The organism is Aminiphilus circumscriptus DSM 16581, assembly GCF_000526375.1.
Taxonomy (GTDB): domain Bacteria; phylum Synergistota; class Synergistia; order Synergistales; family Aminiphilaceae; genus Aminiphilus; species Aminiphilus circumscriptus.
The window spans coordinates 481,802-506,670 of the sequence record NZ_JAFY01000002.1 but is presented as its reverse complement, the minus strand read 5'-3'; the positions used below and the strand labels follow the sequence as shown (position 1 = coordinate 506,670).

Annotated in this window: 24 protein-coding genes; 8 read left to right on the top strand and 16 right to left on the bottom strand. The window is 65.5% G+C overall.

Annotation, left to right across the window (positions count from 1 at the left end; all coding sequences use genetic code 11):
- Window positions 1-40: 40 nt before the first annotated feature.
- Window positions 41-985 (bottom strand): TAXI family TRAP transporter solute-binding subunit, encoded by a 945-nt coding sequence (locus K349_RS0103010; protein ID WP_169731297.1) that lies wholly within the window; start codon window positions 983-985, stop codon window positions 41-43.
- Between the two features lie 412 nt (window positions 986-1,397).
- Here K349_RS0103010 and K349_RS0103005 point away from each other — a divergent pair, with 412 nt between their 5' ends.
- The 8 genes from K349_RS0103005 to K349_RS0102955 all read left to right on the top strand — a co-directional run bounded on the left by K349_RS0103005 (window position 1,398) and on the right by K349_RS0102955 (window position 10,114).
- The gene (locus tag K349_RS0103005) at window positions 1,398-2,174 is read left to right on the top strand and encodes an IclR family transcriptional regulator (RefSeq protein ID WP_026368396.1); all 777 of its coding nucleotides are present in this window, start codon (window positions 1,398-1,400) and stop codon (window positions 2,172-2,174) included.
- An 800-nt stretch (window positions 2,175-2,974) separates the two neighbouring features.
- Entirely contained in the window at window positions 2,975-3,157 is a 183-nt protein-coding gene (gene lysW / locus K349_RS19030) for a lysine biosynthesis protein LysW (protein ID WP_034264625.1), read from the top strand.
- 1 nt (window position 3,158) lies between these two features.
- The gene (gene lysX, locus K349_RS0102990; protein WP_034264208.1) at window positions 3,159-4,013 is read left to right on the top strand and encodes a lysine biosynthesis protein LysX; all 855 of its coding nucleotides are present in this window, start codon (window positions 3,159-3,161) and stop codon (window positions 4,011-4,013) included.
- A gap of 239 nt (window positions 4,014-4,252) precedes the next feature.
- Window positions 4,253-5,302, top strand: coding sequence for an N-acetyl-gamma-glutamyl-phosphate reductase (gene argC / locus K349_RS0102980; protein WP_034264206.1), 1,050 nt, complete (start codon window positions 4,253-4,255; stop codon window positions 5,300-5,302).
- A gap of 63 nt (window positions 5,303-5,365) precedes the next feature.
- A complete protein-coding gene (locus tag K349_RS0102975; protein ID WP_026368391.1) occupies window positions 5,366-6,202 on the top strand; it encodes a [LysW]-aminoadipate kinase in 837 nt (278 codons plus the stop codon).
- Window positions 6,166-7,287 carry an aspartate aminotransferase family protein gene (locus K349_RS0102970; protein WP_026368390.1) on the top strand — a complete coding sequence of 374 codons (1,122 nt, stop codon included), beginning with the start codon at window positions 6,166-6,168 and terminating at the stop codon, window positions 7,285-7,287. The genes K349_RS0102975 and K349_RS0102970 overlap by 37 nt, the downstream gene beginning before the upstream one ends.
- A 1-nt stretch (window position 7,288) precedes the next feature.
- Complete coding sequence (locus K349_RS0102965) at window positions 7,289-8,344, top strand: M20/M25/M40 family metallo-hydrolase (protein ID WP_026368389.1); 1,056 nt, start codon at window positions 7,289-7,291, stop codon at window positions 8,342-8,344.
- Between the two features lie 486 nt (window positions 8,345-8,830).
- The gene (locus tag K349_RS0102955; RefSeq protein ID WP_026368387.1) at window positions 8,831-10,114 is read left to right on the top strand and encodes an L-cysteine desulfidase family protein; all 1,284 of its coding nucleotides are present in this window, start codon (window positions 8,831-8,833) and stop codon (window positions 10,112-10,114) included.
- A gap of 100 nt (window positions 10,115-10,214) precedes the next feature.
- Here K349_RS0102955 and K349_RS0102950 read toward each other — a convergent pair whose 3' ends face one another.
- Genes K349_RS0102950 through K349_RS0102880 form a run of 15 tightly spaced genes read right to left on the bottom strand, consistent with a single transcriptional unit; the run spans window position 10,215 to window position 24,850 of the window.
- Window positions 10,215-11,147, bottom strand: coding sequence for a triphosphoribosyl-dephospho-CoA synthase (locus tag K349_RS0102950; protein WP_026368386.1), 933 nt, complete (start codon window positions 11,145-11,147; stop codon window positions 10,215-10,217).
- On the bottom strand, window positions 11,144-12,028 hold the full coding sequence (locus K349_RS0102945; protein WP_026368385.1) for a RimK family alpha-L-glutamate ligase: 885 nt from the start codon (window positions 12,026-12,028) through the stop codon (window positions 11,144-11,146). The genes K349_RS0102950 and K349_RS0102945 overlap by 4 nt, the downstream gene beginning before the upstream one ends.
- Window positions 12,025-12,987, bottom strand: a complete 963-nt coding sequence (gene mch, locus K349_RS0102940) for a methenyltetrahydromethanopterin cyclohydrolase (RefSeq protein ID WP_026368384.1) — start codon at window positions 12,985-12,987, stop codon at window positions 12,025-12,027. The genes K349_RS0102945 and mch overlap by 4 nt, the downstream gene beginning before the upstream one ends.
- On the bottom strand, window positions 12,968-13,795 hold the full coding sequence (locus K349_RS0102935; protein WP_026368383.1) for a formylmethanofuran dehydrogenase subunit C: 828 nt from the start codon (window positions 13,793-13,795) through the stop codon (window positions 12,968-12,970). Before K349_RS0102935 ends, mch begins: the two co-directional genes overlap by 20 nt.
- Window positions 13,792-14,688 carry a formylmethanofuran--tetrahydromethanopterin N-formyltransferase gene (fhcD, locus tag K349_RS0102930; protein WP_026368382.1) on the bottom strand — a complete coding sequence of 299 codons (897 nt, stop codon included), beginning with the start codon at window positions 14,686-14,688 and terminating at the stop codon, window positions 13,792-13,794. Before fhcD ends, K349_RS0102935 begins: the two co-directional genes overlap by 4 nt.
- On the bottom strand, window positions 14,670-15,671 hold the full coding sequence (locus tag K349_RS0102925; RefSeq protein ID WP_026368381.1) for a beta-ribofuranosylaminobenzene 5'-phosphate synthase family protein: 1,002 nt from the start codon (window positions 15,669-15,671) through the stop codon (window positions 14,670-14,672). The genes fhcD and K349_RS0102925 overlap by 19 nt, the downstream gene beginning before the upstream one ends.
- Window positions 15,668-16,234 (bottom strand): DUF447 domain-containing protein, encoded by a 567-nt coding sequence (locus K349_RS0102920; RefSeq protein WP_026368380.1) that lies wholly within the window; start codon window positions 16,232-16,234, stop codon window positions 15,668-15,670. The genes K349_RS0102925 and K349_RS0102920 overlap by 4 nt, the downstream gene beginning before the upstream one ends.
- The gene (locus K349_RS0102915; RefSeq protein ID WP_026368379.1) at window positions 16,224-17,552 is read right to left on the bottom strand and encodes a DUF6513 domain-containing protein; all 1,329 of its coding nucleotides are present in this window, start codon (window positions 17,550-17,552) and stop codon (window positions 16,224-16,226) included. Before K349_RS0102915 ends, K349_RS0102920 begins: the two co-directional genes overlap by 11 nt.
- Window positions 17,531-18,064 (bottom strand): flavoprotein, encoded by a 534-nt coding sequence (locus K349_RS0102910; RefSeq protein ID WP_245587990.1) that lies wholly within the window; start codon window positions 18,062-18,064, stop codon window positions 17,531-17,533. The genes K349_RS0102915 and K349_RS0102910 overlap by 22 nt, the downstream gene beginning before the upstream one ends.
- The gene (gene mptA, locus K349_RS0102905) at window positions 18,061-19,548 is read right to left on the bottom strand and encodes a GTP cyclohydrolase MptA (protein WP_026368377.1); all 1,488 of its coding nucleotides are present in this window, start codon (window positions 19,546-19,548) and stop codon (window positions 18,061-18,063) included. The genes K349_RS0102910 and mptA overlap by 4 nt, the downstream gene beginning before the upstream one ends.
- Entirely contained in the window at window positions 19,533-21,209 is a 1,677-nt protein-coding gene (locus K349_RS0102900) for a formylmethanofuran dehydrogenase subunit A (RefSeq protein WP_026368376.1), read from the bottom strand. The genes mptA and K349_RS0102900 overlap by 16 nt, the downstream gene beginning before the upstream one ends.
- Window positions 21,206-22,483, bottom strand: a complete 1,278-nt coding sequence (locus tag K349_RS0102895; RefSeq protein WP_026368375.1) for a formylmethanofuran dehydrogenase subunit B — start codon at window positions 22,481-22,483, stop codon at window positions 21,206-21,208. Before K349_RS0102895 ends, K349_RS0102900 begins: the two co-directional genes overlap by 4 nt.
- Complete coding sequence (locus K349_RS0102890; RefSeq protein WP_051464179.1) at window positions 22,483-22,815, bottom strand: molybdopterin dinucleotide binding domain-containing protein; 333 nt, start codon at window positions 22,813-22,815, stop codon at window positions 22,483-22,485. Before K349_RS0102890 ends, K349_RS0102895 begins: the two co-directional genes overlap by 1 nt.
- Window positions 22,812-23,987, bottom strand: a complete 1,176-nt coding sequence (locus tag K349_RS0102885) for an ATP-grasp domain-containing protein (RefSeq protein WP_026368373.1) — start codon at window positions 23,985-23,987, stop codon at window positions 22,812-22,814. Before K349_RS0102885 ends, K349_RS0102890 begins: the two co-directional genes overlap by 4 nt.
- Window positions 23,984-24,850 (bottom strand): methylene-tetrahydromethanopterin dehydrogenase N-terminal domain-containing protein, encoded by an 867-nt coding sequence (locus tag K349_RS0102880; RefSeq protein WP_026368372.1) that lies wholly within the window; start codon window positions 24,848-24,850, stop codon window positions 23,984-23,986. The genes K349_RS0102885 and K349_RS0102880 overlap by 4 nt, the downstream gene beginning before the upstream one ends.
- Between the last annotated feature and the right edge of the window lie 19 nt (window positions 24,851-24,869).

Below are 24,869 nucleotides of genomic sequence, written 5' to 3'. Positions count from 1 at the left end.
CGCGTCGGCAGCGACATGTATCCCTCCCAAGCCGTCGTCGCTACTTCAGAAGCCCCTTCTCGCGGTAGAATTTCTCCGCGCCGGGATGGATGGGAATGCATCGCCCGTCGAGGGCCTTCTGAAGAGAGAAGTTCGCGAAATACTTGTGCCGCTCCTTCAGGAACGCCTCGTTTTCATAGAGCATTTTCGTGATTTTGTAGGCCAGTTCGTCGCTCATGTCCGCGCCTGCCACGAGAGCACCCACGGCGGCAACGGTGAAGAGGTCCCCGTCCTGTCCCGCATAGCTCTTCGCGGGGATCATGTCCGCGGCGAAGGACGGATATTTCTGCACGATCTCGTTGATTTTCTCCGGCTCGATGCCGATGAGCCCCACCTTGCCGGAGGTGATCATGTCCGTCACCTCCGCATTCGGCGCGTTCGTGGCCCAGATGTGCGCGTCCGACGTGCCCGTCTTCATGGCCTCCGCAACTTCGGATCTGCCGAAACGCTCCACCTTCACGTCCTTGGGCGTGATGCCGAAAATGTCGAGAATCTGGGCCGTGTTCACCTCGATACCGCCCCCTACGGGACCGAAGTCGATGCGTTTCCCCCTCATGTCCGCTACGGAGGTGATTCCCGCGTCGAGGTTCACCAAAATATGGCAGGGCATGGGATAGATGGCCGTAATGTACCGGAGCGACGTGATCGGCTTCCCCTCGAAGGAGCCGACGCCCTGAACGGCCTCGAGCAGTGTTCCCGATTGGACGATGCCGAGCTCGACCTCTTTCTTGTCCAGGTTGATGCAGTTTTTGATGGAGCCTCCCGTGACGGCGGTGAAATTCACCTCGGGCATGACTTTCGCGCCAAGCTGGGCGATGACGTTGCCTATCTGATAGAAGCCGCCTCCCACACTGCTCGTGCCGATCCGGACGAATTCCTCCGCACCGGCACAGGCGGAGAGAACGAGGAGCATCATCAGACTGAGAAGAATCGCACATTTCTTCACGAAGAACACCTCCCATACCCTCTCGAAAAACATCAAACAACCCAGAACGTCTCACAACATCCCCATAGCGCTCGCGGACAGAAGAACCTTTCCGTCTCCCTTGTCGCGTCAGACTGCGGCGCCGGCCACCCATGCCTCAACTCCTCCGCGTGGTCCTTCCTTTCCCCCTCCCTTCTGCATCGTTTTCCGAAAAAAGCCCTCTCGTGCGAAACGCTGTTTCCGGTCCAACAAAATTCCACAATATGGAAGTTATATGCTAAAATATGGAAGCTTGGCGTAAGTATAGCTTTTCGAAGTTCCTTGTCAAGATTTTTTGAACACTCGAGGTATCCAGTGCTTTCGACAGCCCTGGAGAAACACGACTCCTGCACTCCGGGGAGGCGAAAGATTCTTTGACGAGGAGGAACGAACCATGCCTCACGAAGAACGGGAGATCGAGGCCGGAAACACCTCGATCAAGAAAGCTCTCGCGGTATTGCTGTGCTTCTCCAGAAAAGCTCCGGAATGGAGCATGACGGAGCTCTCCAGAAAGCTGGACCTCCCTCTTTCCACAACGTCCCGGATTCTGGGATCCCTGGTGGAGGAGCACTTCCTCGACCGCGATCCGGAGACAAAGACTTTCCGTCTCGGAACACGCCTGATCTATCTCGGAGCACTCGCAAAGGAGTCCCTGAACCTGCGCAAATATGCGCTTCCCGTCATGGTGGCGCTCCGGAATCTCTTCGGAGAAACGGTGAACCTCTACATCAAGCAGGGGAAATACCGCGTCTGCTACGAACAGGTGGAAAGCCTCCACACGCTGAAACGCTCCGCCCAGCTCGGCTCGAGATTTCCCCTGTGGGCAGGGGCGTCCGGACGGTGTTTTTTGGCGTTCTCCGATCCGGACGAAGCGGAACAGATCATCGCCGAGGCGAAACCCCTCACGGCGAACACCATCACCGACCCCGCCGTCATACGATCACGCCTGGAAAACGTGCGTGCGAACGGCTATGCCGTCAGCGTCGCCGAACGAGAAGAGGGGGTCTTCTCCGCGGCGGCGCCCATCTTCGACGGAAGCGGTGCCATGGTGGCCTGCCTGGCCATTTCAGGCCCCACCTTCCGTTTTTCCGAAGAGCGTTTTCCCGAACTTGCGGAGGGGTTGAAAACCGCTGCGGAGACGCTCTCCCGCAGCCTGGGGAAAAGTGACTGAGCCCTTTCTCGGGTTCTTTCGTGCCGGAACATTGCCGACTCGCCGCCGAACACCATGAAAACCTTTCTACACCACGTGACGCACACAACTCACCGCCGCTTTGGTCGCTTCCGTCAGGCTCAGGAAACACTGGCTCCTCATCGTCCGCAGAGAAGAACAGACGACATTGTCCCTGTCCCGTTTTAGGGACGCTCTGATCAGGCAGGAATTGCTCCTCTCTCGAATCGCATCACGTTTTTCCGAGATCGGCGTGGCATTTTTCAGAGGTTCCTTAGGGATGACATTCTCCCTGCCTCGTTCCAAGTCTGCTTCGTTCCTCTTGACATTTTTGGATCGTCGTGTAAGATTCTTCGCAAACAGAATTTCCGCAGGATCCCTCCGGAGGAAACTCGCGATCACGAAAGCGCTTTTTTTGTGAAGAGGGGATCGGAACCGAGCGGAAAGGCAATGGCGATGAAGCGAGAGGCACGGAAAAATCCCGCCAGAGAGAGGCGCTCACCGGCTGCGAGGCGCCTTCGGGAAGGTTCCGGAAATGCCGAAAGCTCGCGGAGCTGGAGCGGAAAGGGGTTTTCCTGGAGTACGCGTCCCGGAGTTCGGCCGCCGTGACAGGCCGGGAGCGGGAGCGCACAGGTGTGCGCTCAAGCAGGGTGGTACCGCGGGTTCAAGGCCCGTCCCTGAGAGGGGACGGGCCTTTTTGTATGCACGGAACCGGTGCAAACCGCTTTGCCGGGCGACGGACGAAGAACCGAACCGGAGGGCGCGCGGTGGAGAGTGGCGACAAAAAGAAAGGAGAGAGCACGATGGCGGAATCGGAACGACGGGCGGTCTGTGTGGTCTGCGAGGGAAGCGTGGCGCTTCCCGAAAATGTTCTGGTGGGGGAAATCCTCCTCTGCGGGGACTGCGGCACCGAGCTTGAGGTGGTGTCCCTGGACCCGGTGGCGGTGGAGGAAGCCCCCCAGGTTCAGGAAGACTGGGGCGAGTAGGATGGGACAGGCACGCCCCTTGCGGATCTTTCATTCCCGCCTCCGCACGGAGGAGAAGCTCCTCGCCGAGGCGGCCCGGCGCCTGGACATTCCCGTTCTTTTGGAGGACGTGACGGACGACGCCTGGGGAGATCCCTCGCGGACTCTTTCTGGTGATGTCGTGTTGGCCCGGTGCATCGCCCACGGACACAATGAATCCCTCGCGGCCTTCCTGGAGACCCGGGGCGCACGGGTGATGAACCCCTCGGCGGTGATGCGGCTCTGCGGAGACAAGCTCGCCACGACCCTCGCCCTGGAGCGGGCCGGAGTGCCACAGCCCGCGTACCGCGTGGCCTTTTCCGTGGAGGGCGCCCTCGCCGCCGCGGACGAACTGGGCTATCCCCTGGTGATGAAACCCGTCTCGGGAAGCTGGGGACGCCTTCTGGCGAAGGTGAACGACCGGGACGCCGCGGAGGCTCTGGTGGAGCACAAGGAACATCTCGGAGGGCGACACGGCTTGTTCTACCTTCAGGAATACGTGGACAAAGCGGAGGGATACGACCTGCGGGCCTTCGTGGTGGGCGGAGAGCCGCTTTGCGCCATCCGGCGACGGAGCGACCACTGGATCACCAACACCGCCCGGGGAGGACGGGCGGAAAACCACCCTCTCGACACGACACTCGAAACCCTGCTGCGGCAGGTCCAGGAAGCTCTCGGAGGCGATTTTCTCGCGGTGGATCTTTTCGCCTCCGCCCGGGGATGGCTCGTGAACGAGGTGAACGACAGCGCGGAATTCCGCAATTCCATCGAACCCACCGGCGTGGACATTCCCGGCGCAGTGGTGCGCCACGCCTGGAGTCTTGCGGCGGCGGCCTAGCAGCCCGGAAAAGGATCTTCCGTGATGGAGAACATTTCCCGGACACGAACAAAAACGAGACGGAACAAGCGTTGTAAGCGGGCTTCCAAGCGAAGCGCCGCAGACGGGTCGTGGGCGGAGGCGGAGGAGGAACCGGAGCTTTGGTTCTCTTCCATACCGGAAGGAGTTTCCCGACGACCCGCGACTCGAAGGAGCGCGGGTCTTTTCTTTTTCCCTACCCCCGAAGAGGAGGTCGAACTATGCGGAATGTACTGACCGTGGCCGTCTGGGGCGGCGCGGGCATGACCGGAGGCGAGCTGCTGCGCCTTCTTGCGCGCCATCCCGGATTTCGAGTGAGCCGGGTTATCTCCCGAAGCCATGCGGGGCATCCCGTGACGAGCGTCCATTCCCACCTCCGGGGCGCCTACGACGAGCTTCGTTTCTCCGGTCCGGAAGAGACCGAGGACAATACGCCGGATCTGGCGTTTCTGGCCCTTCCCCACGGCGCGTCTCTTCCAGTGGTGCAGAACTATCTTTCCCGCGGGGTCCGCGTGGTGGATCTCTCGGCGGACCTCCGCCTCGCCGACCCCGAACGCTACGCCCGGTGGTACGGTCATCCCCACGAGGCGCCGGAGCTGCTCTCGGAACGCGTCTACGGCCTTCCCGAACTGCACCGGGAGGAGCTGCGGCAGGCCCGGTGCGTCTCCGGAGTAGGGTGCAACGCCACCTGCGCCATTCTCGGACTCCTTCCCCTTGCCCGGGCAGGAGTGGTGGAGGAGGCCCATCTCGACCTGCGGGTGGGCTCCTCCGAGGGCGGAGCCGAGCCCTCTCCGGGGAGTCATCATCCCATGCGGAGCCGCAGCCTACGGGTGGTCACACCCTTCTTCCATCGGCATCTGGCGGAGGTCGCCCAGGAACTGGCGCTTTCCGAGGAGTGCCTTTCCCTCTCCCTCACGGCGGTGGAACTCGTCCGGGGCGTGCAACTCCTCGCCTCGGTTCGCCTTTCCACTCCATTGAGCGAGGGGGAGATCTGGAGCCTCTACCGGAACACCTACAGAAACGAGCCCTTCGTGCGGTGCACCGCCGCGAAGCCGACCCATCTGCGCCTTCCCGATCCGCGCTACGTCCTCGGAAGCAACCAGGTGCTAGTTGGCTTTGAACGACATCCCGGAGGCAGGCGGCTTCTCGCGGGGTGTGCCCTGGACAATCTGATCAAGGGCGCCGCGGGAAGCGCACTGCAGTCCGCGAACCTCATGGCGGGCTTCGACGAAACCCTCGGTCTGGACATGATGCCGGTCTTCCCGGCCTAGCGGAACAACAGCCGCGCGAAGCGGCTGCAACGAAAAAAACGAACGAAAGGGGCGATATGCATCATGAAAGGCGTGGTCAAACTCGGCGGCGCATGCGGCAACGAGTGCAAGGGGCTGGTTCGGGAGCTGGCGGAGCGAACGCGCCAAGGAGAGCAGTGGCTCCTCGTTCACGGCGCGGGGGGCGCCATGAACACCCTCTGCGAGGAACGGGGCGTTCCGCTGCGGCATGTGATGAGTCCCTCGGGATATCGGAGCCGCTTTGTCGGCGAGGTGGAGCGAGAGCTCTTCGAGACCGCCGCGTCCCGAGTGTCCCGAGATCTTCTCTGGGCCCTCCGCGCCGAGGGAGTCCGGGGCGTCGCGCTCTTTCCCGACCTGGCGAACACGGCGGAGGCGGAGCGAAAGGACATCCTCCGCTCCGTGGAGGACGGTCGGGTGCGGCTGCTCCGGGGAAACTGGAGCGGCACCGTGACACGGGTGGAGACGACGCTTCTCGAGGAGGCGTGGCGGAAGGGAATGCTTCCCGTCCTTCCACCGCTCGCCCGGGACCGAGAGAGCGGAAAAAACCTCAACGTGGACGGAGATCGTCTCGCCGCAGTCTTCGCGGGCGCCCTGGGCGCGGAGGTGCTGCTCATCCTCTCCAACGTTCCTGGGCTTCTGGCGGACCCGAGAGACGCCACGACGCTCATTCCCTCGGGAAGTCCCGAGACATGGGACTCCCTGGAGAAGGCGGCCCAGGGAAACATGAAACGCAAGCTTCGGGCCTGCCGGGAAGCCCTCGAAGCGGGCGTACCGAGGGTCATCCTCGGGGACAGTCGCGTGCGGCGTCCTCTGGAAGCGGCCCTCTCAGGAAGGGGAACGCATCTATGGAACAGTCCCTCCTCTACGGTTCTCGCGGGCTGACCGTTTTGTCCGGCTCGGGAGACCGGGTGACGGACGCGACGGGACGGGAGTACGTGGATTTTCTCGCCGGGCATGGCGCGGCCCTCTTCGGGCACGCTCATCCCCGCCTTCGCCTCGCGCTGGAGGAGGCCGCGGCATCTCCCTGGACCATCGGCGCAGGGCTCTCCTCTCCCTTTCGGGAGCGTTTCCTCGCAGATCTGGAGTCGGTGCTCCCCGAGAGCCGGGCCTTTCTCTGCAACAGCGGCACCGAGGCGGTGGAGGCGGCGCTGAAGCTCCTCCGGGTGGTCCATCCCGGGCGGAGGCGCATTCTCGCTCTCCGCCGGGCCTTTCACGGCCGCACCCTGGGCGCGTTGGGGCTGACCTTCAATCCACGGTACCGCGCTCCCTGGAAGGAGTGGCTCCTTTCCGTGGAGCATCTGGAGCCGGAACAACTTCCGGACGCCGTGGACGAGCACGTGGCGGCGGTCTTCGTGGAGCCCGTCCAGGGCGAGGGAGGCATGGCCACCCTTTCCGCCGGGGTGGGCAAGGCTCTCACCGAGGCATGCCGCCGGTGGGGCGCGCTCCTCGTTGCCGACGAGATCCAGACCGGATGGGGGCGCTGCGGTGCGCTCCTCGCCTCTTCCAGGACAGGGCTCGACCCCGATCTGGTCTGCCTCGCCAAGGGGCTCGCGGGGGGACTTCCCGCAGGGGCTCTTCTGTGGCGCCGGCGGCTCGGCTCTTTCCCCCCGGGAGGGCACGGCTCCACCTACGGAGGCAACCCGCTGGTCTGCGCGGTGGGACACGCCGCCTTCGGCCTGCTCCAGGAAGGCCTGCTCGAGCGGGCGGATGCCCTCGGGAAGATCTTTCGTGACGCCCTCGGGGCGATTTCCTCGCCCCGGATCACCGGCGTGCTCGGCCTGGGGCTTCTGGTGGGGGTGTCTCTCGACGAGCCCGCAGCTCCCATCGTGACGGCTCTGCAGGAACGGGGCGTTCTCGCCCTTTCCTCAGGACCCAAGGCGGTGCGCTTTCTCCCGCCTCTTTCCGCCTCGGAGGAAAGCGTCCGACGCGCCGTGGCCGCTCTCGCGGACCTTCTCTCGGCGGCGTGACATGTCCGCGGCGGAACGGCTCCTTGAAGACCTTGCGGCGATTCCGAGCGTCTCCGGCCAGGAAGAGCGAGCCTGCCGCCATCTCCGGGACACCCTTCCCTCCCTCGGATGGGAAGAGGCCTTTCTGGACGAGGTGGGCAACGTGGTGGCCACGAGAGGGCGGGGCGAACGGGAACTCCTGCTGGTAGGACACGTGGACACCGTCCCCGGGGGACCTCCACTGCGCCGGGACGATCGGATTCTCTGGGGGCGCGGCACCGTGGACGCAAAGGGACCGCTCTGCGCTCTCGCCGTGGGGGGTGGGCGTGCACGCCTCCCCGAGAAATGGCGCCTCACCTTCGTGGGCGTCGTGGGAGAGGAGCGAGATTCCCTGGGCATGCGCCATCGCCTCTCCCGACACACCCCGTGCGGCTGTGTTATCGGCGAGCCCTCGGGAACGGACGGAGTCACCCTCGCCTACCGGGGACGGCTCCTCCTGCGCCTTTCCGCCCGGGACGGAGGTGCGCACCGAAGCGGTTCCTCCGGCCCTCTGACGGCCTGCCTCCGGGCCGCCGCCGCCGTTCTGGACGAAGTGGAACTCCGGGACGACAAAACGGCCCCTCTCGCGGCCCGCACCTCCGGCTCGGTGGCCTTCATGGAAGGACGGGAGGAGGGGGCGCGGCATGCGCTGGTGGAGCTGGACCTGCGCCTTCCTCTCGGAGCGGACCCGGAGGAATGGACCCGGAACCTGGAGATTCTCGCGACGCTTCAGCAGGTGGAGCTGGAGGTCCTGGACTCCGTAGCCGCGGCGGAACGCCCGAAGAACGACCCCGCCGTGCTCGCCTTTCGCACAGCGGTGCGCTCCGTGCTTGGCACCGCTCCGCGTCTGCTCGCCAAAGGGGGCACGGCGGATTTCAATCTCGCCGCCGCCTGGGGATGCCCCCTCGTGGCCTACGGCCCCGGAGACAGCAAACTGGACCACACGGACCAGGAACGGCTCAACCTGGACGATCTCGAAACGGCGACGACGGTGGTGGAGAGAGCCATTCCGGCCTTCACCGCCTCGGAAAGAGCCTGAACGCGCTCGTTTTCACCCGACTGCGCAGGCGACGGGTACCGGACACCCCTCTTTCCCGGAGGAGTTTCCGGTACCCTTTCGCGCCTTCTGTAGGAACATTCCCCCACACCCCGAAGAAACCGCCCGGCGACGAGGACGAGCTGTGTGATCACTCCTGCGAAAAAAGGTTTTCATGGTGTCTGGCTGCCACCTGCGGCGGTGAGCCACACGTTTCCAGGAGTGCCTTTTTGTGTTCGAGCAACAGGTTCATGTTGAGGTAGGGGCTGGGCTCCGTCCGCGCCTCGTGGGTTTTGCGCCACAGAGGCGCCCCCGCGGAAATATCATTTCCCTTGAAGAGGACTTTCGAGATGTGGTACTGTTGCTTCTGGATTCCGAAAGCAGCACTGCTTTTCTGTCTTTTCGGAAAACGATCTTCCCCGCGTCCGCATCGAAAAGGAGAGATCCTCGTCTCCCTCTCGGCGGTCCCCAAAGGAGAGAGCACCCATCATGTACAGGGAGAAACTGCTCCAGACACTGCGAAGACAGGTGAAACCCGCCGTGGGCTGTACGGAACCCATCGCCGTCGCTCTGGCGACGGCGAACGCACGAAAATTCGTCCGGGGGAAACCGGAGCGGATTCTCGTCGTCGTGAGCCCGAACATCTACAAGAACGGTTTCAGCGTCACCATCCCCGGAACGGACAAGACGGGCAACGCCTACGCGGCGGCCCTCGCCTTCGCGGGAGGAAATCCGGACCTCGGCCTGGAGGTGCTGAAGAACTGCTCGAAAGAGGACTACGAACGGGCGGAGGAGCTGCTTCCCTTCGTGGAGGTCCGCTTCGACCGGGACAAGACCGGCGTGTACGTGTCAGCCACGGTCGAGACGGCCACGGACGCGGCCGAGGCGGTCATCGCGAACAGACACGACGAGGTGGTTCGCATCACGCACAACGGCGAGATCGTCTTCGCGTCGGCTCGGTGCGCGGAAAGCGGCGCTTCCGGCAATTCCGGAGACGACTTCGACGTGACGTGCCTCTCCCTGGCGGAGCTCCGCCGGGAGATCGGGGAGATTCCTCCGGAGGAGCTGCGATTTCTGCTGGAGGGCGTGACCATGAACATGGCCATGGCCGAGGAGGGGCTCCGTCTCGGGGCCGGACTCGGTATCGGGAGGTCCTTCCGGGAGCTGCTGCAGGAGGGGGTCATCGAGGACAGCCTGCTCTGCAAGGTCCGCATGGTCGCCGCCGCCGCCACGGACGCCCGCATGGGAGGCGTTCCCCTTCCGGTGATGAGCAGCGCGGGAAGCGGCAACCACGGCATCACCGCCGTCGTTCCGCTGAAGGTCCTTGCGGACGCCCGGGGGTTGGGCGAAGAGGTTCTCGTGAGGGGGCTGGCCTTCAGTCACCTGGTGACGCTCTACATCAAGAACTTCACGGGACGGCTCTCGCCGGTCTGCGGCTGCGCCGTGGCCGCCGGAACGGGAGCCGCCGCGGGAATGACCTGGATGCTCGGCGGCGACGACGACGCCATCGCAGCGGCGATCAACATGATGCTCGGCAACCTCGCGGGGCTGCTCTGCGACGGGGCCAAGCACGACTGCGCGCTGAAGATCGCCACCTCCGCGGGAGAGGCCCTTCTCGCGGCGCTCCTCGCCGAAAAGGGCGTGGCCATGAGCGGCAAGAACGGCATCGTCGTCTCCAGCGCGGAGGAGAGCATCCGCCATCTCGGACGCATCAGCACCACCGGCATGAAGGACACGGACGAGGTGATCCTGCAGATCATCACCGGCGCGTGAGGCGACTTCGCGTGCGTCTTATGAACCACCCCGATGGCTTCCGAAGCACCGGGGCGATCTGTCCGTTTTTCAGTGTGCGCGCCCCCGCGGGGGCGCTTTTTTATTGCACCTGCAGGAACTCCTCTCCGGTGGCGCTCCTGCGAAAGCGCAGCACCGTTTCGTCCCGCCCGCCGGGATTCTCCGAGAGAAGGCAAAAGAGTCCCGCCGCGATCAGGTCCGCAGTGGTCCCGGGATTGGTCCGGTTTCCTCCGGAGCGGAGAAGGGCATCGAACTCCCGGAGGAACGGTCGCTCCAGCGGAGAGACAGCGGCGGAAGGCGCGGCGGCGAAAAGCTCCGCCGCCAGGCGGGAGATGCGCCGTGCCTCCTCGTCTCCGGCCTTTCGGGCGATGAGCGTGTCGGGAACGGCCGCGAGCACCTGCAGAAAGGTGCGCACCACCGCGTCGCTCAGGTCCGCTCCGGCGGCGAGGTGTCCGCGCAGCGCGGGCAGGACGAGACCGAAGGTGTACTCAAAATCCCGAACGTGCTCACGGGCCACGGAATCCCTTTCCGCGGCGGCTTCCATGGCCTTCGACAACGAGGGAGGGTCTGCTGTCTTATCCGTCACGTCGTGGGCGGAAGCGTTGCCGAGTCCTCCCGGCGAGGCTCGCCGGATGGCCTCGTAGACCTGCCGGGCATCCTCCGCGTCCGTTCCGCGCAGCACCTCTTGAACGCCCTGTCGCAGCTTTCCTCGGGGAGAGGCGAGAGCCCCCATGGCGAGAGGAGCCAGCAGAAGGAGCATGCCCAGGTTCGTGTTGGTCCCCGTAAGACGCCGGGTCGCGGTGACGCCCCGAAGCACCAGCGTTCCCACGGACCAGCGCCGGATCCGCCGGAAGGTTTCACCCACGGCGACGGCGCTCACGAGAAAATCCTCCAGGGTGGCGTCGCTGAAGTCGGCGAAACGGTTCACGTTGCCCGGTTTGGGCGCCCCCACCTCCAGAAGACAGGCGAACTCCACGTGGCGAACTACCTCCATCCGGGTCCGTCCGCCCTTCATGACACATCCCCGGGGAGGGAAGCGCCGAGAAGACGCTCCACCAACAACTCCGCCATGCACACCCCCAGGGCTGCCTCAAGCCCCTTCCACCCCGGAATGCCGTTCACCTCTCCCACCAGGGGACCGTCGGGACCGGGAAGGATGTCCACTCCGGCGTAGAAGGCACCCACGGCGCGGGCGGCCCGAATCGCCAGGGACCGGAGATGCTCGTCGGGAGCGAAGCGCTCCCCCCTGCCACCCCGGGCGAGATTGCTGCGCCAGTCCTCCCCGCGGCGGACCATGGCGCCCGCCACTTCTTCGCCCACGACGAAGAGGCGGAAGTCCTCGTTGCCGTGGGGGACGAACTGCTGAAGATAGAACACGGAACGCCCCAGATCCAGGGCGCGGAAGGTCATCCATGCCGTCTCGGAATCACGGAGGCGGACGATCCCCTTCCCCTCGGAGCCGAAAAGAGGCTTCACCACCACGTCCCCGCCGAGCCTTCGAAAGCACGCCAGGGCCTCGTCGAGATTCTCCGTCACCTCCGTGCGGGGTGTGGGAATCCCCGCCTCCTCCAGCAGAGCGCTGGTGGTGAACTTGTCCACCGAGCGCTCCAGCGCCTCCGGGGAGTTGACCACCCGGACGCCTCTGCGCCGGAGGAGGTGCAACATGTCGAGCCTGAAGATCACCTGTTCCAGGGAGCCCGAAGGAATCGCCCGGACCAGGACGAGATCCTGGTCAGCGAGGGATGCCCCGAGAGAGGACGCACCCGGAGAGGCGCCGATGGAGCCGGAGAGCCGCGTGGCAGGAAAGCGGCTCACCGTGACACCCCGGCGCTCCAGCGCCGCCGCGAGTTGGGTTGCGTGCCATCCCTCGGGGTTGCCCACGAGGGCCGCTCTCACGACCCGAGCCACTCCTTCCGGAGCAGATCCGCACGAATCTGTCCCGCGCAATAGGTCCTTCCCGTCGCCAGGTCGTTCACCGCCACCTCCGCGGGGCTGAAGAGCAGGGGATCCATCTTGTAGAAATCCCCCTCGTAGCGCTCGACGATCTTCCGGAAGGGAAGACCGAAGTCGGGGGAACTCGACGAGGCAAGCCGTTCCGCCGGAACGGACAGATCCTCTCCGGAGCGCAGGGCATACCAGGCGGAGCCGCCGTAGAGGACCGCGTCGTTGGTGCGTCCCATGGCCTCGGTATCGTCCGCGCAGAGGGGCGGAATGGGACAGGTTCCCGTTGCGGCGAAAAGCGTCTCCACGGGAAAGTCCACCTCGATCATCTTGTGGATTCCCGTCTCCACCACCCGGGAAGCGATCTGCACCGAGCCCACAAGGCTCGCCGTGGGCGCCGTGAGGAGCACAAGCTTTCCCGGCGAGACCGCGCAGGAAAAGGCGATGGCCGTGGCCGTCTCCTCGTCGGGGGGCGTTCGGGTCTCCAGAGCGAGGACCGCATCGTCCGTCCGCTCTCGCAGGCCGAACCGGTCCAGCAGCGGCTCCCTTGAACCGCGCATTCTGCCCGGACCCGATCCCATGGCCCGATACGTCCCCGACGTCCCCTTCACCTCGATGTTCCACCCCGCGTACTGGCATCCCAGGCAGGCCAGCAGAGGACGCGACACGGAGACGGAGAGGGAGGGCCAGGTGATCCCGTCCAGATCGAACGTGTCGAACCGAAGGTCCGCCATGCCTCCGAGGCAGGCGAGCGCGTAGAGTCTTCCCGCCTCCAGGGATCCTTCCACCTCGATGCCGCAGTCGATCCACAGAGTTCCGTTTCCGAGGCGGTGCACCGCCACGCCGAGGACATCCGCTTCCTCCACGAGCTGACGGACCACTTCGACGCTCCGTTCATTGCAGGTCTTTTTCATGGACAAGAATCTCCCCCTTTCCCAACTCGTTCGCGTCGCCCACCCAGCGCCGAAATCGACCGCTCCGGTGCTCCGCAGTGACGGGAAACCCCTCCCGCTCCAGAAAACGCAGAAGGCGGTCCAGAAAGACGGGCCGATAGGCACAGGCCTCCCGGTAGGTGGGAAGCATCTCTCCTCGGGCACCGCCCAGCGCCACGAGGGTGCCTCGTTTCGAGCCAGCCCCGGCGCGGATGCCCAGCGTACCGAAGGCCACAAGCGTCCCTGCGAGCATGCCGAGCCCCGGAAAATCGCCGGTGCAACCTCCCACAACGATAAGGCCGCGGCGGAGTCGTTCGCCTGCCCGGAGTCCCGTATCCCCCCGGACAAGGACCATGCCGCCCCGCATCCCCCGAGTCTCCCCGGGGTAGGCCCCCGCGAGGGAGGGACCGGCACTGCCGGTGATCTCGATGCGCCCTCCGGACATCATAGCACCTGCCCAGGCATCGACGTTGCCGAGAACGCGGATCGTCCCGCCGGACATGCCCGCTCCAAGGTGCATGCCAGCGTTTCCACGGATTTCAAGAGAGCCCCCGGCCATGTTCTCCCCGATGCGCTTGACCCGGGAAAAATCCCCCTCCAGCACCACCGCGGCATCCGCCGCGCCGTCCGCCTCCACGTCGAAAAGCTCTCCGAGAGGAACGGAAAACCGTCCGTACGCCAGAGGCAGCCGGAGGAGTGCTTCCGTCGTCATCTCCGCGAGCCGCTCCGGAACGAGACCTTCCGCCTCCACAGGGCAGTCGAGGGCACATCGGGGCCGCAGCACCTTCACGGTGCATCACCTCCCAGGAGATCTCGAAGAGCGAAGACGTACTGCCCGAGCTTCCCTCCGTAGTTCCCTGCGGAAATGCGGCAGACCCCTTCGCGGCAGGCGGCCTTCACACCGTCCCGGAGGGCCTGCCGAAGAGGTTCTTCCTCCAGGCCGTCCGCGACGATCTCGTAGACGCAGTTCACTCCCTCGGGCAACGCCGATTCCACGAGGGGGCGCAGGGAAGGACAGTAGGCGGTGTTCGTGGAGGCGGAGAGGAACCTGTAGCGGGACCCCACCTTGCTACCGCTCCGGACGATCCCCCCGGGAAAGGGGAGGATGATCCCGGGAACGCGCCGCATGACTCGGACGGCGGCCTCGGCGGCCTCGAGGGCCGCCCGGGCGTCCGCGCCGAGGATGAGGAAATTGCCGCCTCCGATGCCCCGCCGGATGCCGAAGCGGTCCTCCACGAGAAACTCTCCGTCCATGACGGGAATCCGCCAGAAACGGGACCCCTCCAAAACCTTGCTTCCCTGCCAGCCGTCGCCGAAGTAGCGGAGCTTGCCTCCCACGGAAAGTTCCTCCTCTCCGGCGAGAGCATTGTAGCAGGCACTGGTGGGGCAGGTCATGACCGCCTGTCCCACCCGAAGGAGCAACTGCTTCTCCAGGTCCTTCCGGGACGAGGCGAAGAGGAGCACCGTCGCGCCAGGCCTGCCGTCGGGCGTCTCTTCGGGCGGAAGAAACCGTTCCACCCCGGCCTCGCAGCCACAGCCGATCACCGAGTGGGCGAAACCCGCCGCGGCCTCGGCAGCGGTCTTCGCCCACTCGGGAGAACTTCCGGTGACGAGTAGCCGGGTTCCCCACATCTTGAAGGCCTCCGCGTAGGTATCCTCGATCTCTACTCCGGCAAACCGCACGACACTTTCTCCCCTTCCGCATCCTTCCGGCAATGGATACGCGCACCCTCCCGCGCACCCCCCGCCGCAAAAATCGTCCCTCCCGCGAATTCCCTGGACCCGAGGAGGCGCTTTCGCACCTGTTCCGCCGTCAGAGGGTCGTCGAAGAAACCGAACACCGCAGGCCCCCAGGAACTCTGCCCCGCTCCCAGGGCTCCCATCTCCAGGAGAAGGGTCACCAGGTGCTCTGAAAGCGGGGAGGCGTAGACGCCTCCCTGGGCGGCGAGGAAACAGGAACCCACAAGGCGCTGGATTTCCGTCAGCGCCCGCCCGAAGGCGATGCCGTCCTCCTCGACCAGGGAGGGCAGCAGGCCCAGAAGAACGAGACGGCAGAGTTCGCCCGTCACCGAAGGATCTACGAGAGGAAGCGTCGCCAGAGCCTGTTCCTCCGCCGCTCCGGAGATGCCCGGCGCCGTCTCGGGAAGCACCACGAGAAAACGCCACGACGCCGGAAGAGACCGCCGGAGGAGCAGCGGCGGCGTGCCGCCGTCCCCCCGGATCCCGCCGTCGAGGAGAAACCCTCCTCCGGCGAAGGCCTCCACGCCGATCCCGGAGCGGCGTCCCCGCCGGAGCAGAGTGGCCAGCTGCCGAGGGTCCGTCCGAACGCCCAAGAGTTCCGCCACGGCCGTCCCTGCCGCGAGAGAGACCTGCGTTCCCGAGCCGAGCCCCACGTGGGGCGGAATGACCTTGCGAAGACAGAGCCGGATCGGTGGAACTCCCTCCGTTCTCCCCGCGAGGAGCGACACCGCGCCGGCAGCCTCCTCCACCCGTTCGCGGAAGGCTTCTGGACCCTGGTAGAACCAGGCGGCAGCCTCCTCCGCCTCAAGGAGCACACCGGGGCGGTTCAGGGAGATGCCAAGGCTGCCATAGCGACGCCCCACCCCTCCTTCGAGATCCAGAAACCCCAGGTGGAGCCTTGAGCCCGTTTCGACGCGAACCTTCACACCTTTTCCTCCTCCCCGAAGAAACAATCCTGAAGGACCGAGAGCGCCTCCAGCTCCCGAGGACCTCCGGTGCGCTCCACGCAGCGACATGCCTGGTTCCACAGGGGCTTCCACGCCTCCTCGGGAAGCAGGGCCCTGCGCGTGGCCGCCACCGCCAGCTCCAGGAGCGCTCCCGCCGCACGATTAAACCCGAGAAACTCCCGAATCGTCCCCGTTCCGACAACCTCGCAGGAAAAACAAATCCGTTCTCCCTCGCCGAGAGCGGCGAGGAGGCGCAGCTCCCGATAGGAGCAGGCCCTTTCGAGAATGGCCCCGGGAACCCTGCCGGAGGGGCGGCAGGGCTGTTCCTTCTTCGCCGCCTCGTCAAGGGCGCAGCGAACGAAGAGGAGCGCGTCGTCGCAGAGGTTCGCCACGGCGCCCCGCCCCTTGAGAAGATTGTCGCAGGTCCGGCTCGTCCGGTAGGAGACGAGTTCCAGGTGCGTCTCCCCCCAACGGACCCCCGCGGGAACGATGCGGGGAGATCCGTCCTGGTCCAGCGTGGAGAGCAGGACCTCAAGGATCATGACGGTCATTCCGGTAGCCGAAGCGAAGCGGCTCTTCCTGGACATAGTGTTTCCCCAGACGCAGCGCCGTCTGGGCCCGCTCGAGCTCCCGGCCCAGATAGAAGGCGTGGGCGGCGTCCACCTCGCCCAGAGCCGGAAAAAGCTCTCCCGCCTCCGTTCCGGAGACGAAGCGCTCGCCGTTGAACGCGTGAATCCGCCCCTCTCCGACGAAGATGCGGAAGTTTTTGTCCCGCACCTTGGCGGCGATCCGCCGGAGTTCCTCCTCCGTGTACTCCTCGAAGGGGATCTCCTTGGCCACCACGAGACTTCCCACGAGGTGCTTCGGGAGCATGCGCCTGCTTCCGGCGTAGTGCATGAGACGTCGGGCGAGATCGAGTTCCCGGATGCTGCCCGCGGTCCAGGAAATCTCTTCCACCGTCAGGAGATAGTCCACCTCCAGCTCCTCGGCGACCCCCGCGAGGAGAGCGTTGATCCCCACGCTGTCCGCCTCCACCAGTTCCGTCACGTTTCCGACCCCCATCAGGAGAGGCATGCCGGGATAACGGCGTCGTACCTCCGCGAAGCGCACCAGGGACTCGGAAAACCCGAAGAGAAGGGGGTCCAGCACGGGGTCCGCCACGACGGAGAGCCCCCGTGCGAGGGCTCTCTCCAGACAGCGGTGGAAGGAGGTCATGTCCGTCTCCGGCTCGGGAATCACCACCACGGGACAGTCCGAGGAAACCTTGTCGAGCGTTCCCGCGTGCACCGAGAGGAGCAGGTCCGCTCCGGCCCGGGAGGCCTCGTTCAGCGTCTCCGGATCCAGAGAGTCGACGCTGACGGAAAATCCCTCCCGCTTCAGCAGGGACACCGCTTCTCCCACCCGGGGATAGGGCTCCTTCGGCGGGCCGCCCAGATCGATGATGTCCGCTCCCGCCGCGGCCCGGACCCGGGCGGCGGCGAGGAGGGCCGCCGCATCGAGCGTCCAGGCGTTCGTGATCTCCGCCACGATGCGGGTGCGGTAGGTGCCGTATCCCCTCAGTTCCATCCGCTGTCCGAAGCGGCGGGGAAGCTCCTTCAAGTCCCGGGGGCCCCGCTCCACGGGAACGCCCAGGCGCTCCGCCAGAACCGCCGGGTCGCCCCGAACGAGGCCGGGAAGCACGACCAAATCGCACTCTTCCGGCAAGGAGAGGCGCTCCGCGATCCATTCCACGGTCATGAGGGCCGCCACGGTGATGGGCATGACTTCGATCCGCCAGCACACGACATCCTCAAGGCCTCGAAGAACTTCCTCCAGGGCCTCCGCGGCGAGAGTTCCCGTCACAAAAAGCGTGCGAGCCATCGGGCGAGCTCCTCCGGATCGGCCACGACGGTCACTCCCTCGAAGGAGGCGAGCCGGCGCGAATTCTCCAGGTCCACCGCCCGGGGCCGGATGCGCACCCGGTTGCCCGAGGGCGTGAGGGACCAGGTTTCCGTCACCGTGTCCGTGGGAAGGACGAGGGCGGGAACGCCGGATTTTCCCGCCTGGGCGAAGAGGGTGGAGACCAGGCTGTCCGACAGGCCGAGGACAAACTTGGCCACGGAGTTGGATGTCGCGGGAGCGACCACCAGAAGGCGGTAGCGGCCTCCGGAGAACCGTCCCGAGATCGGCACCGACGCGGTGGTGTCCCGGAACACCTGTCGTCCCGCGAGGAGATCCCCGAGACGGTACATCCGCACCACCTCCTCCGCCGCCCGGGAGAGAAAGAAGTCCACATCGTCCCGGGATGTGGCGCTCCGGAGCGAATCCTCGAGAAAGTGCCCCGCCCCGGTGATGCACCAGGCGATGCGCCCCGCGCATGTTCCGTTCCTCACGACCATCCCTCCCGAAGCCACGCATCGAGGGAGGTGTGTTTCACCCTCGGGCGCCCTTCCTCGATCTCTCCGCGGATCTCCGCGAGCGTTCCCTGATATTCCGCAAAGGCGTTGTGGCGATGGATGCTTTCCAGATTCTCCTGCCGGGCGAGCACGAAGGTGTTCCCTGGAAAATCCGCGTAGACGAGGAGCAGGTTCTGGAGCATTTCCCGCACCACGTCCTCCACAAAGCGGGGGTTGCGATGCGCCTTGTTGACCAGAAAGAATTCGTCGGGGCGTTTGAGGAGTTCGTAGACCTCGGAACTCATGGAGACCTCCACGATGGACACGAGATGCTCCGCCCGAATGCCCTCGCCGCCTCCCATGAGAAGCGTGCCACGTCCCCGCTGATTGTGGGAGGCGATGGGGAGCAGGTCCAGGATCTTCTCGGCCTGCTCCTCCGAAAAACCCTCGTCCAGGAGAAGCCGCCGTTCGTAGGAGCGAACCATCTCCTGAGCGCAGGGACAGACCGTGAGACCGTCCATCTCGACGCCCACGAGGTGGCGCGTCCGCTCTCCGTCGCTTGCGGCGATGCTCAGGAAGGTGGCCATGTCCTCCACGCGCTTTCCCGAAATGGGGGTGATCCGGGTGAGGGGATAGCGTGCACGAATGCTGACCTGAGAGAAACGGGCCTTCTGCGTTCGAGCGACGGCGAGGGCGAGGCGCTCCGCCAGGGATTCCACGTCTGGAAAGGCGCTTGTGGTGAGCTCTTCCACCAGTTCCTCCAGAGCGTCGGAGAAGCGGGACATGTGCACCCCCGCCTGTTCCGGGCCGAGGTCGGCGAAGAGGTCGAGCCAGGCGTGAAACAGGGCGGGATCCGACCGCTCCGAGCCTCCGAGGCGAATGACCCGCTCCAGGTTGGTCACCCCTACCCGGGAAAGGCCCACGGACACCTCGGGAGCGCATTGCTGGGGATCGCCGGAGAGGCGAAGTCGGAGGCTCCGCTCCACCTTCTTCACTCCAGAGGTTCCCACCGCCTCGGCCAGCTCCGCCGCGGAGCGCCCCAAAAGAGGATGCGGAAACTCCGGAGCGATTTCCGCCAGCGGGATCAGCACGAACCCCCTCTCGGCGATGCGGGGATGGGGCACCACCAAATCCGGCTCATCGATGCACCGCTTTCCGTAGAAAAGCAGGTCGATGTCGATGGGGCGCGGTGCGTTTCGGAAGGGGCGCAGGCGGCCCATGCGCTTTTCGATGCGCAGCAGAAATTCCAGCAGTTCCCGGGGCTTTAGGTCCGTGGCCACCTCGCACACGGCGTTGAGAAAGGGCGGTGCTCCCTCGCACCCAACGGGATCCGTCTCGTAGAAGGAGGAAAGACGGCGTACGGTGGCCCGGGCTCCCAGGTACTGCAACGCCTGGAGGAGATTCCCCTGGCGGTCGCCGAGGTTCGCCCCCAGGCTCAGAAAGATCCGCTCGTCCCCGTTCATGTTCATGTTTTCGAGCACGGCACCACCTCCCGGTGCGGAAATTCTCCCTCTTCCAGGGCATAGTTCTCGAAGGCCACGGAATAGGTCTCGGAGAACTGTTTCCGGAGTCGCGGCTCAAGGCTCTCGTCGAAGGGCGGAATCACGCAGAGCCTCCTCCCCGAGACCTCTTTGACGATTTTGCCGTCCCGGATGACCACCTCGCCTCCCTTCACCAGATGCCGAACCCGGGAAAGAGCGCGGCGGCAGGAAGGATATTTCGCACAACGGCAGGGCGTTCCGTCGGTGAAGACCCGGTCGTAGAGCGCCACGTCGGCGTCGGCCCCGATGCCGAGATGTCCCTTGTTCCGCAGGCCGAGAATTCTCGCCGGAGCCGCCCGGGTGATCACGGCGATCTCGGAGAGGGAGTACTCCCGGTCCAGGGAGGAAAGGAGCGCCCCAGAGCGGACCTTCGGCGGAAGGGTGGCGATGACCTCCTCCCGGTAGCTCCGGTCCATGAGGAGCCGCATGATCTGAGGATAGCAGAAGAAGGGACCTCCGTTGGGGTGGTCCGTGGTGAGAGCGAGCCGCCAGGGATCCCGAAGGAGGAGAAAGAGTTCCAGACCGGTGATCCACTGTTCCGCGGAAAGACGGCTCCTTCGGTCGTAGGCGAGAGGAAGAACGCCGCCGCCGCCCTCGCCCTCCACGTCGTCGTTGATCCACTTCGCCCCGGTGAGGCGGTGGAGAGCATACTCCAGCGGCCCATCGGAGGTCATGGTCGTGGCCCCGCCGAAGACGATCTGCCCCACGTCGAGAGAGAGTTCCGTCGTCTCCAGAGCCGCCGCCACCCGGGAGGCGGCGGAGCGGAAGAGGGAGCTTCCCTCGCCGACCTCCTCGTAGCTCAGAAACTGGAGATGGCAGAGGTGTCCTCCCATTCCGTCGAGGGTTTTCACGGTGTCCACGGTGGTGCCCGCGCTGCGGGTCTGCCCGAGGTTGATGCCGTGCACGTGCAGCGGATGGGGAAGGCCGAGCTTCCGCACTGCCCCGGCGAGGCCGGAGAGAATTTTCCGGGGCGTTACGCCGAAGGAAAGCACCTCCTCGTCCAGGGAGGACACGTTGCGTCCCCATTTCCAGTTCTCCACGCCCCCCGGATTGACGACCTTCGCCGCGTAGGCGCCGGTGGCGCGGAGGAGCCAAGCCACGTAGTTGCGGAGCAGCTCCTCCTCCCCCCCGGCGAGACATTCGAGGACGAAGTGGTTGTTTCCGAGGGTGATGAAGAGCCCCTTGTCCACCATGGGGAGATCCTCCAGCTCCTCCTGGGCATGGCGGGCGAAGAGCGGCGCCGACGCGGCCTCCATCACCGTGGTGTAGCCCATTTCGGCGTAGAGATAGCCCGAGAGGAAGGTGGAGGGAACGGTGAACCCCGATCCGGAGCGGAGAGATCCCTCCCGGGGGCGCACGTGCTCCCGGTGATCCTCGGGACGGAGCTTCCGTCCCAGATTCTCCTTGCCTCCCGCCACATGGCTGTGTAGGTCCACGCCTCCCGGAAGGACCACCATCCCCTCCGCGTCGAGCACCTCCACATCCGGTACCGGCTCCGGAGGTGGGGCCACGATGCGCCCCTCCCGGATCCACAGATCCCGGACCTCTCCATCGACGCCGTTCGCGGGATCGACGACGCGCCCACCCCGTATGCGGATCATGGCGCCACCTCCTCGAGAAGCCACCCCAGGACCTCCTCGTCGGAGGGGCGCCGAGGCGCGAGAAAAGGCCGAAGCCGCAGGGGAACGCCATCCATCCGGTAGGCGCTCCCGGAGACGTCGATACCCGCCTTTCCCGTGGGCAGCCACACCGTGGCGCCCCTTGCGGTGAGGCTTTCCTCGGGATCGAGGACGACCGTCGGTATCGATGCGAGACGCGCCGCCGCCCTGCTCGGAAAATGCGCCGCCGGATCGGAGGCGAGAATGAGCGCCGCGTCCGCGTCCCCTCGGCGAAGCAGGTCCACGGCGGTGAACTCCCCCGGACCGTACCGGGGATATCCCCTGGCGTAGCTCACCGCGAAGGGAAAGCCGCTCTGCCAGGTGAGGACCTGGTCGGCACCGGTGACGTTGCCGTGCCCCCGCATGGGAATCACCGAGAAACGGGTGTAGGTGTTCAGCTCCGCCACGAGGCGGAACAGTTCCGCCACGTTCACGTCTCTTCCCCGGGTCATGGTGAGCCCCATGCCCATGAAGGCGACTCCGTAGCGACAGCTTTTGAGCCGCGTCGCCACGTCCCGGAGCACCCCGAGAGGCACGCCGCCGACGCAAGCCTCCTCTGTCCCCCGGAGAGGTTTTTCACGGACCAGGGCACGAAGGGTCGTGAGCACCTCGAAATCGCACCCCGGATCGACCCGGAGAAAGAGATCCGCGCTGCGCGCCCCCGGCGTGAGGCGCACATCGACGAAGATCACCGTCCTTCCCTTGCGTCCCTCGGGGACGAAGCGCCCCTTCGCGGCGGTGGAATAGCGGGCGAAGTGCCGTGGATGCGAGGCCGCCGGATTGCACCCCCAGAAGAGGAGCAGATCCGCCCGGCTCCGCACCTCGCCGAGCGTGCAGGTGGGTTCTCCCACGGCCTGCATGGCAAGGCCCGTCGGGCCGTGGCAGACCGAGGAGGTGCTGTCCACGAAGGCTCCCAGGCGATCCGCCAGAGCGACCGCTTTCCGGATCGCCTCCGTGGAGGCCGAGGAGAGGCCGTACAGAAGTGGGCTTCGAGCGGCGTTCAGAATGCGCGCCGCCTCGGCGAGGGCCTCCTCCCAGGAGACTTCCTCACCCTGAATGCGGGGAAGGTGAGGTGCCGAGGCATAATCCAGGAAATGGGCCCTGCCGTTCGGGCAGGCCCGGCTCACCGAGGAAATGCGGCCATCCTCGTGCTCCACGGCAATGTCGTCGCAGAGACAACCGCAGAACGTGCAGGTCACGTGTTCCGTCCGTTCCATCACAGGGGCTCCACCTCCACGGGAATTCCCTTGAAGGAGGGCATGCCCGTTCCCTCCGTCTCATCGCCCACGAGGGCATTCGCGCAAGGTCCCAGAGGAAGGAAGAGAAGTCCCGCCGGCAGGTCCGCGGAAAAGAGCCGCACCTCCGCCGCACCGTGCTCCGTGCGGAGAAGGGCCGCTCCTCCCTCGGCGAGGGAAAGGGCCGCCAGGTTTTCCGGGGCGATCTCCCCTCGGCTGACGGCGGCACGATACTCCTCCGAGCACTTTCCCTTGTGCATCCCCGCCGCCTGCTCCAGGGTCCTTCCCGTCACGAGGACGAGCCGCAATCTCATCGCTCCGCCTCCCCTCTCTCCCGGCGAAAAAGACGATCCCCGATCTCCCTACGGACCCGGAGCGCAGCTGCCTGAAGCGCTTCGAGACACTCCTCCCGGGTTTTTCCCTGTCCGAAAACGGTACAGACGGGATTGCCCCGGTCGATCACCCCCCCGTCGTGGGGAATGTCGGCGCGGCCCGATGCCCGCCATTCTCCGGTGGCGGAGACGGTCACCTTCCGCCTGGCGAAGACGATCCCCTTTCCGAAGAAACCGCTTTTCGGACGGAAGGGCTCTTCGGGGAGCACACCCCGGCAGGCCCGGACATGCTCTCCGAAGAGGGACCGTCCCAAAAGCATTTCCAACACCTCCAGCGAGGCGGAGGGGCGCGGATTGATCTCCACGGGGACGGGAAGGCGTTCCCCTCTTTTTCCGGCGAGGACGAAATCGACCGTGTTGAGACCCCGAAGGGAAAACATCTCGGCCAGGACCTCCGCCATCCGCCGGAGGAGCGTCTCCGTGCGTTCCGCCTCCTCTCCGCCCGAAGCGAAGGCAAGGGGCGTCACGTTGCCGCACCAGGCAAAGGGTTTTCCTCCGAACTCCTTCCTTCCGATCAGTTGTTCCGTGCATCCCACCGGGACGGCGCGCCGCCCGTCCGCGAGAAAGGTGAAACTTCCCGAAAGACCCGGAAGAAATTCCTGGAGCACGTTCCCCCGGGGCAAAACCTCCCCCCTCCAGAAGTGGATTCCCGCGCCGGCGGCGCTCCACCGGGGTTTTACGAGCCACCGTCCTCCGCTTTCCGCTCGTCCTTCCTCTCCGGGGAAGAACATCTCCGGCGCGGGGAGGTCCGCCTTCCGCAGAACCTCACCCAGCCGTTTCCAGTCGCGAACCGCCACAAGCACTTCCGGCGGATTTCCCAGAAGTTCCCGCCTCCGGCTGAGCCTGGCCACAAGGGAGGGGTGATTTTCCAGTCCTCCTGCGTAAACGAGGGCTTCTCCACCAAGCCGTTCCGCCACGGCGAGAAGCGCCGCCGGAGAGAAGGCCTCCCCGAGATCCCTCAGGACCGAGGCGCTCTCCACCCGCTCCCGGAGATCCCTGTCGCCGAAGTAATCCGCCGCGCGGACCTGAAAGCCTCCGGAGAGGGCGGACTCCGCCAGAAAGCGGGCGCTGTAGGCCACCAGAAGAATGGTCACGTCGTCATGTGCTCCCTTGCCTCCGCAAAGACCTCCTCGGCGTCCCAGATGCGGTCGCTCGCCTCGAAGAGACGTTTCAGGCATGCCTTGTGGACCCGCATCTTCAACTCCCCGATGCCGAGAGCGCCGAAGAGAATCTTGCCCTCCCGCTCCCGGCCGTTCCAGCCGGGCTTGATGCCCTCGATGCCCGCTGGAGGAACGGCATTGCAGTCCGCCAGCACCTTCAGTTCGGAAAGAGAAGTCCAGACAGATTCGGGAAGGAGCGTCACACCTGCGGCACCCGCGGCGAGCACGATCTCCGCTCCTTCGAGGATGCTCCTCGTTTCCTCAGGCGACCTGGCGACCACGGGACAAACGGTGGCGCCGAAGCGCTCCAGCAGGGACTGGGCCGTCGCCTCCGCCCGGGAGAAGGTCCGCGACGTCAGGAACACCCGCGCGCCCGCCTTCGCCAGAAGCGCCGCAGCCCGACATCCCACCGGGCCGGTGCCTCCGAGAACCACCACGTGTTTCCCCTCAAGTCCTCCCGCGGCGGCGGCGATCTTCGCCGTCGCCGCCGCCGCGGTGGTGTTGCAGCCGTTGGCGTCGAAGAGGACGGAGACGCGAAAAGGGCCGAAGAAGGCGGCCTTTGTCGCGTCGAGAATTTCCTCTCCCGCAGTGACGGAGGAGCCGCCGATGAAAACGGCGCTATGATGGAGTTCCTCGGGACCACGGGGAAAGAGCAGCCCGTGAATGAGGGCTTGGACGGACGCTGCCCGGACGTTTCCGTGGCGAAGCAGCACATCCACCTCCGCGTCAAGGGCCGTCACCGCGTCGAACACGCTGGGATGTTCATCCGCGTCGAGCTGCAGCAGTATTTTTTTCATGCGCTTCCCTCCCGAAACG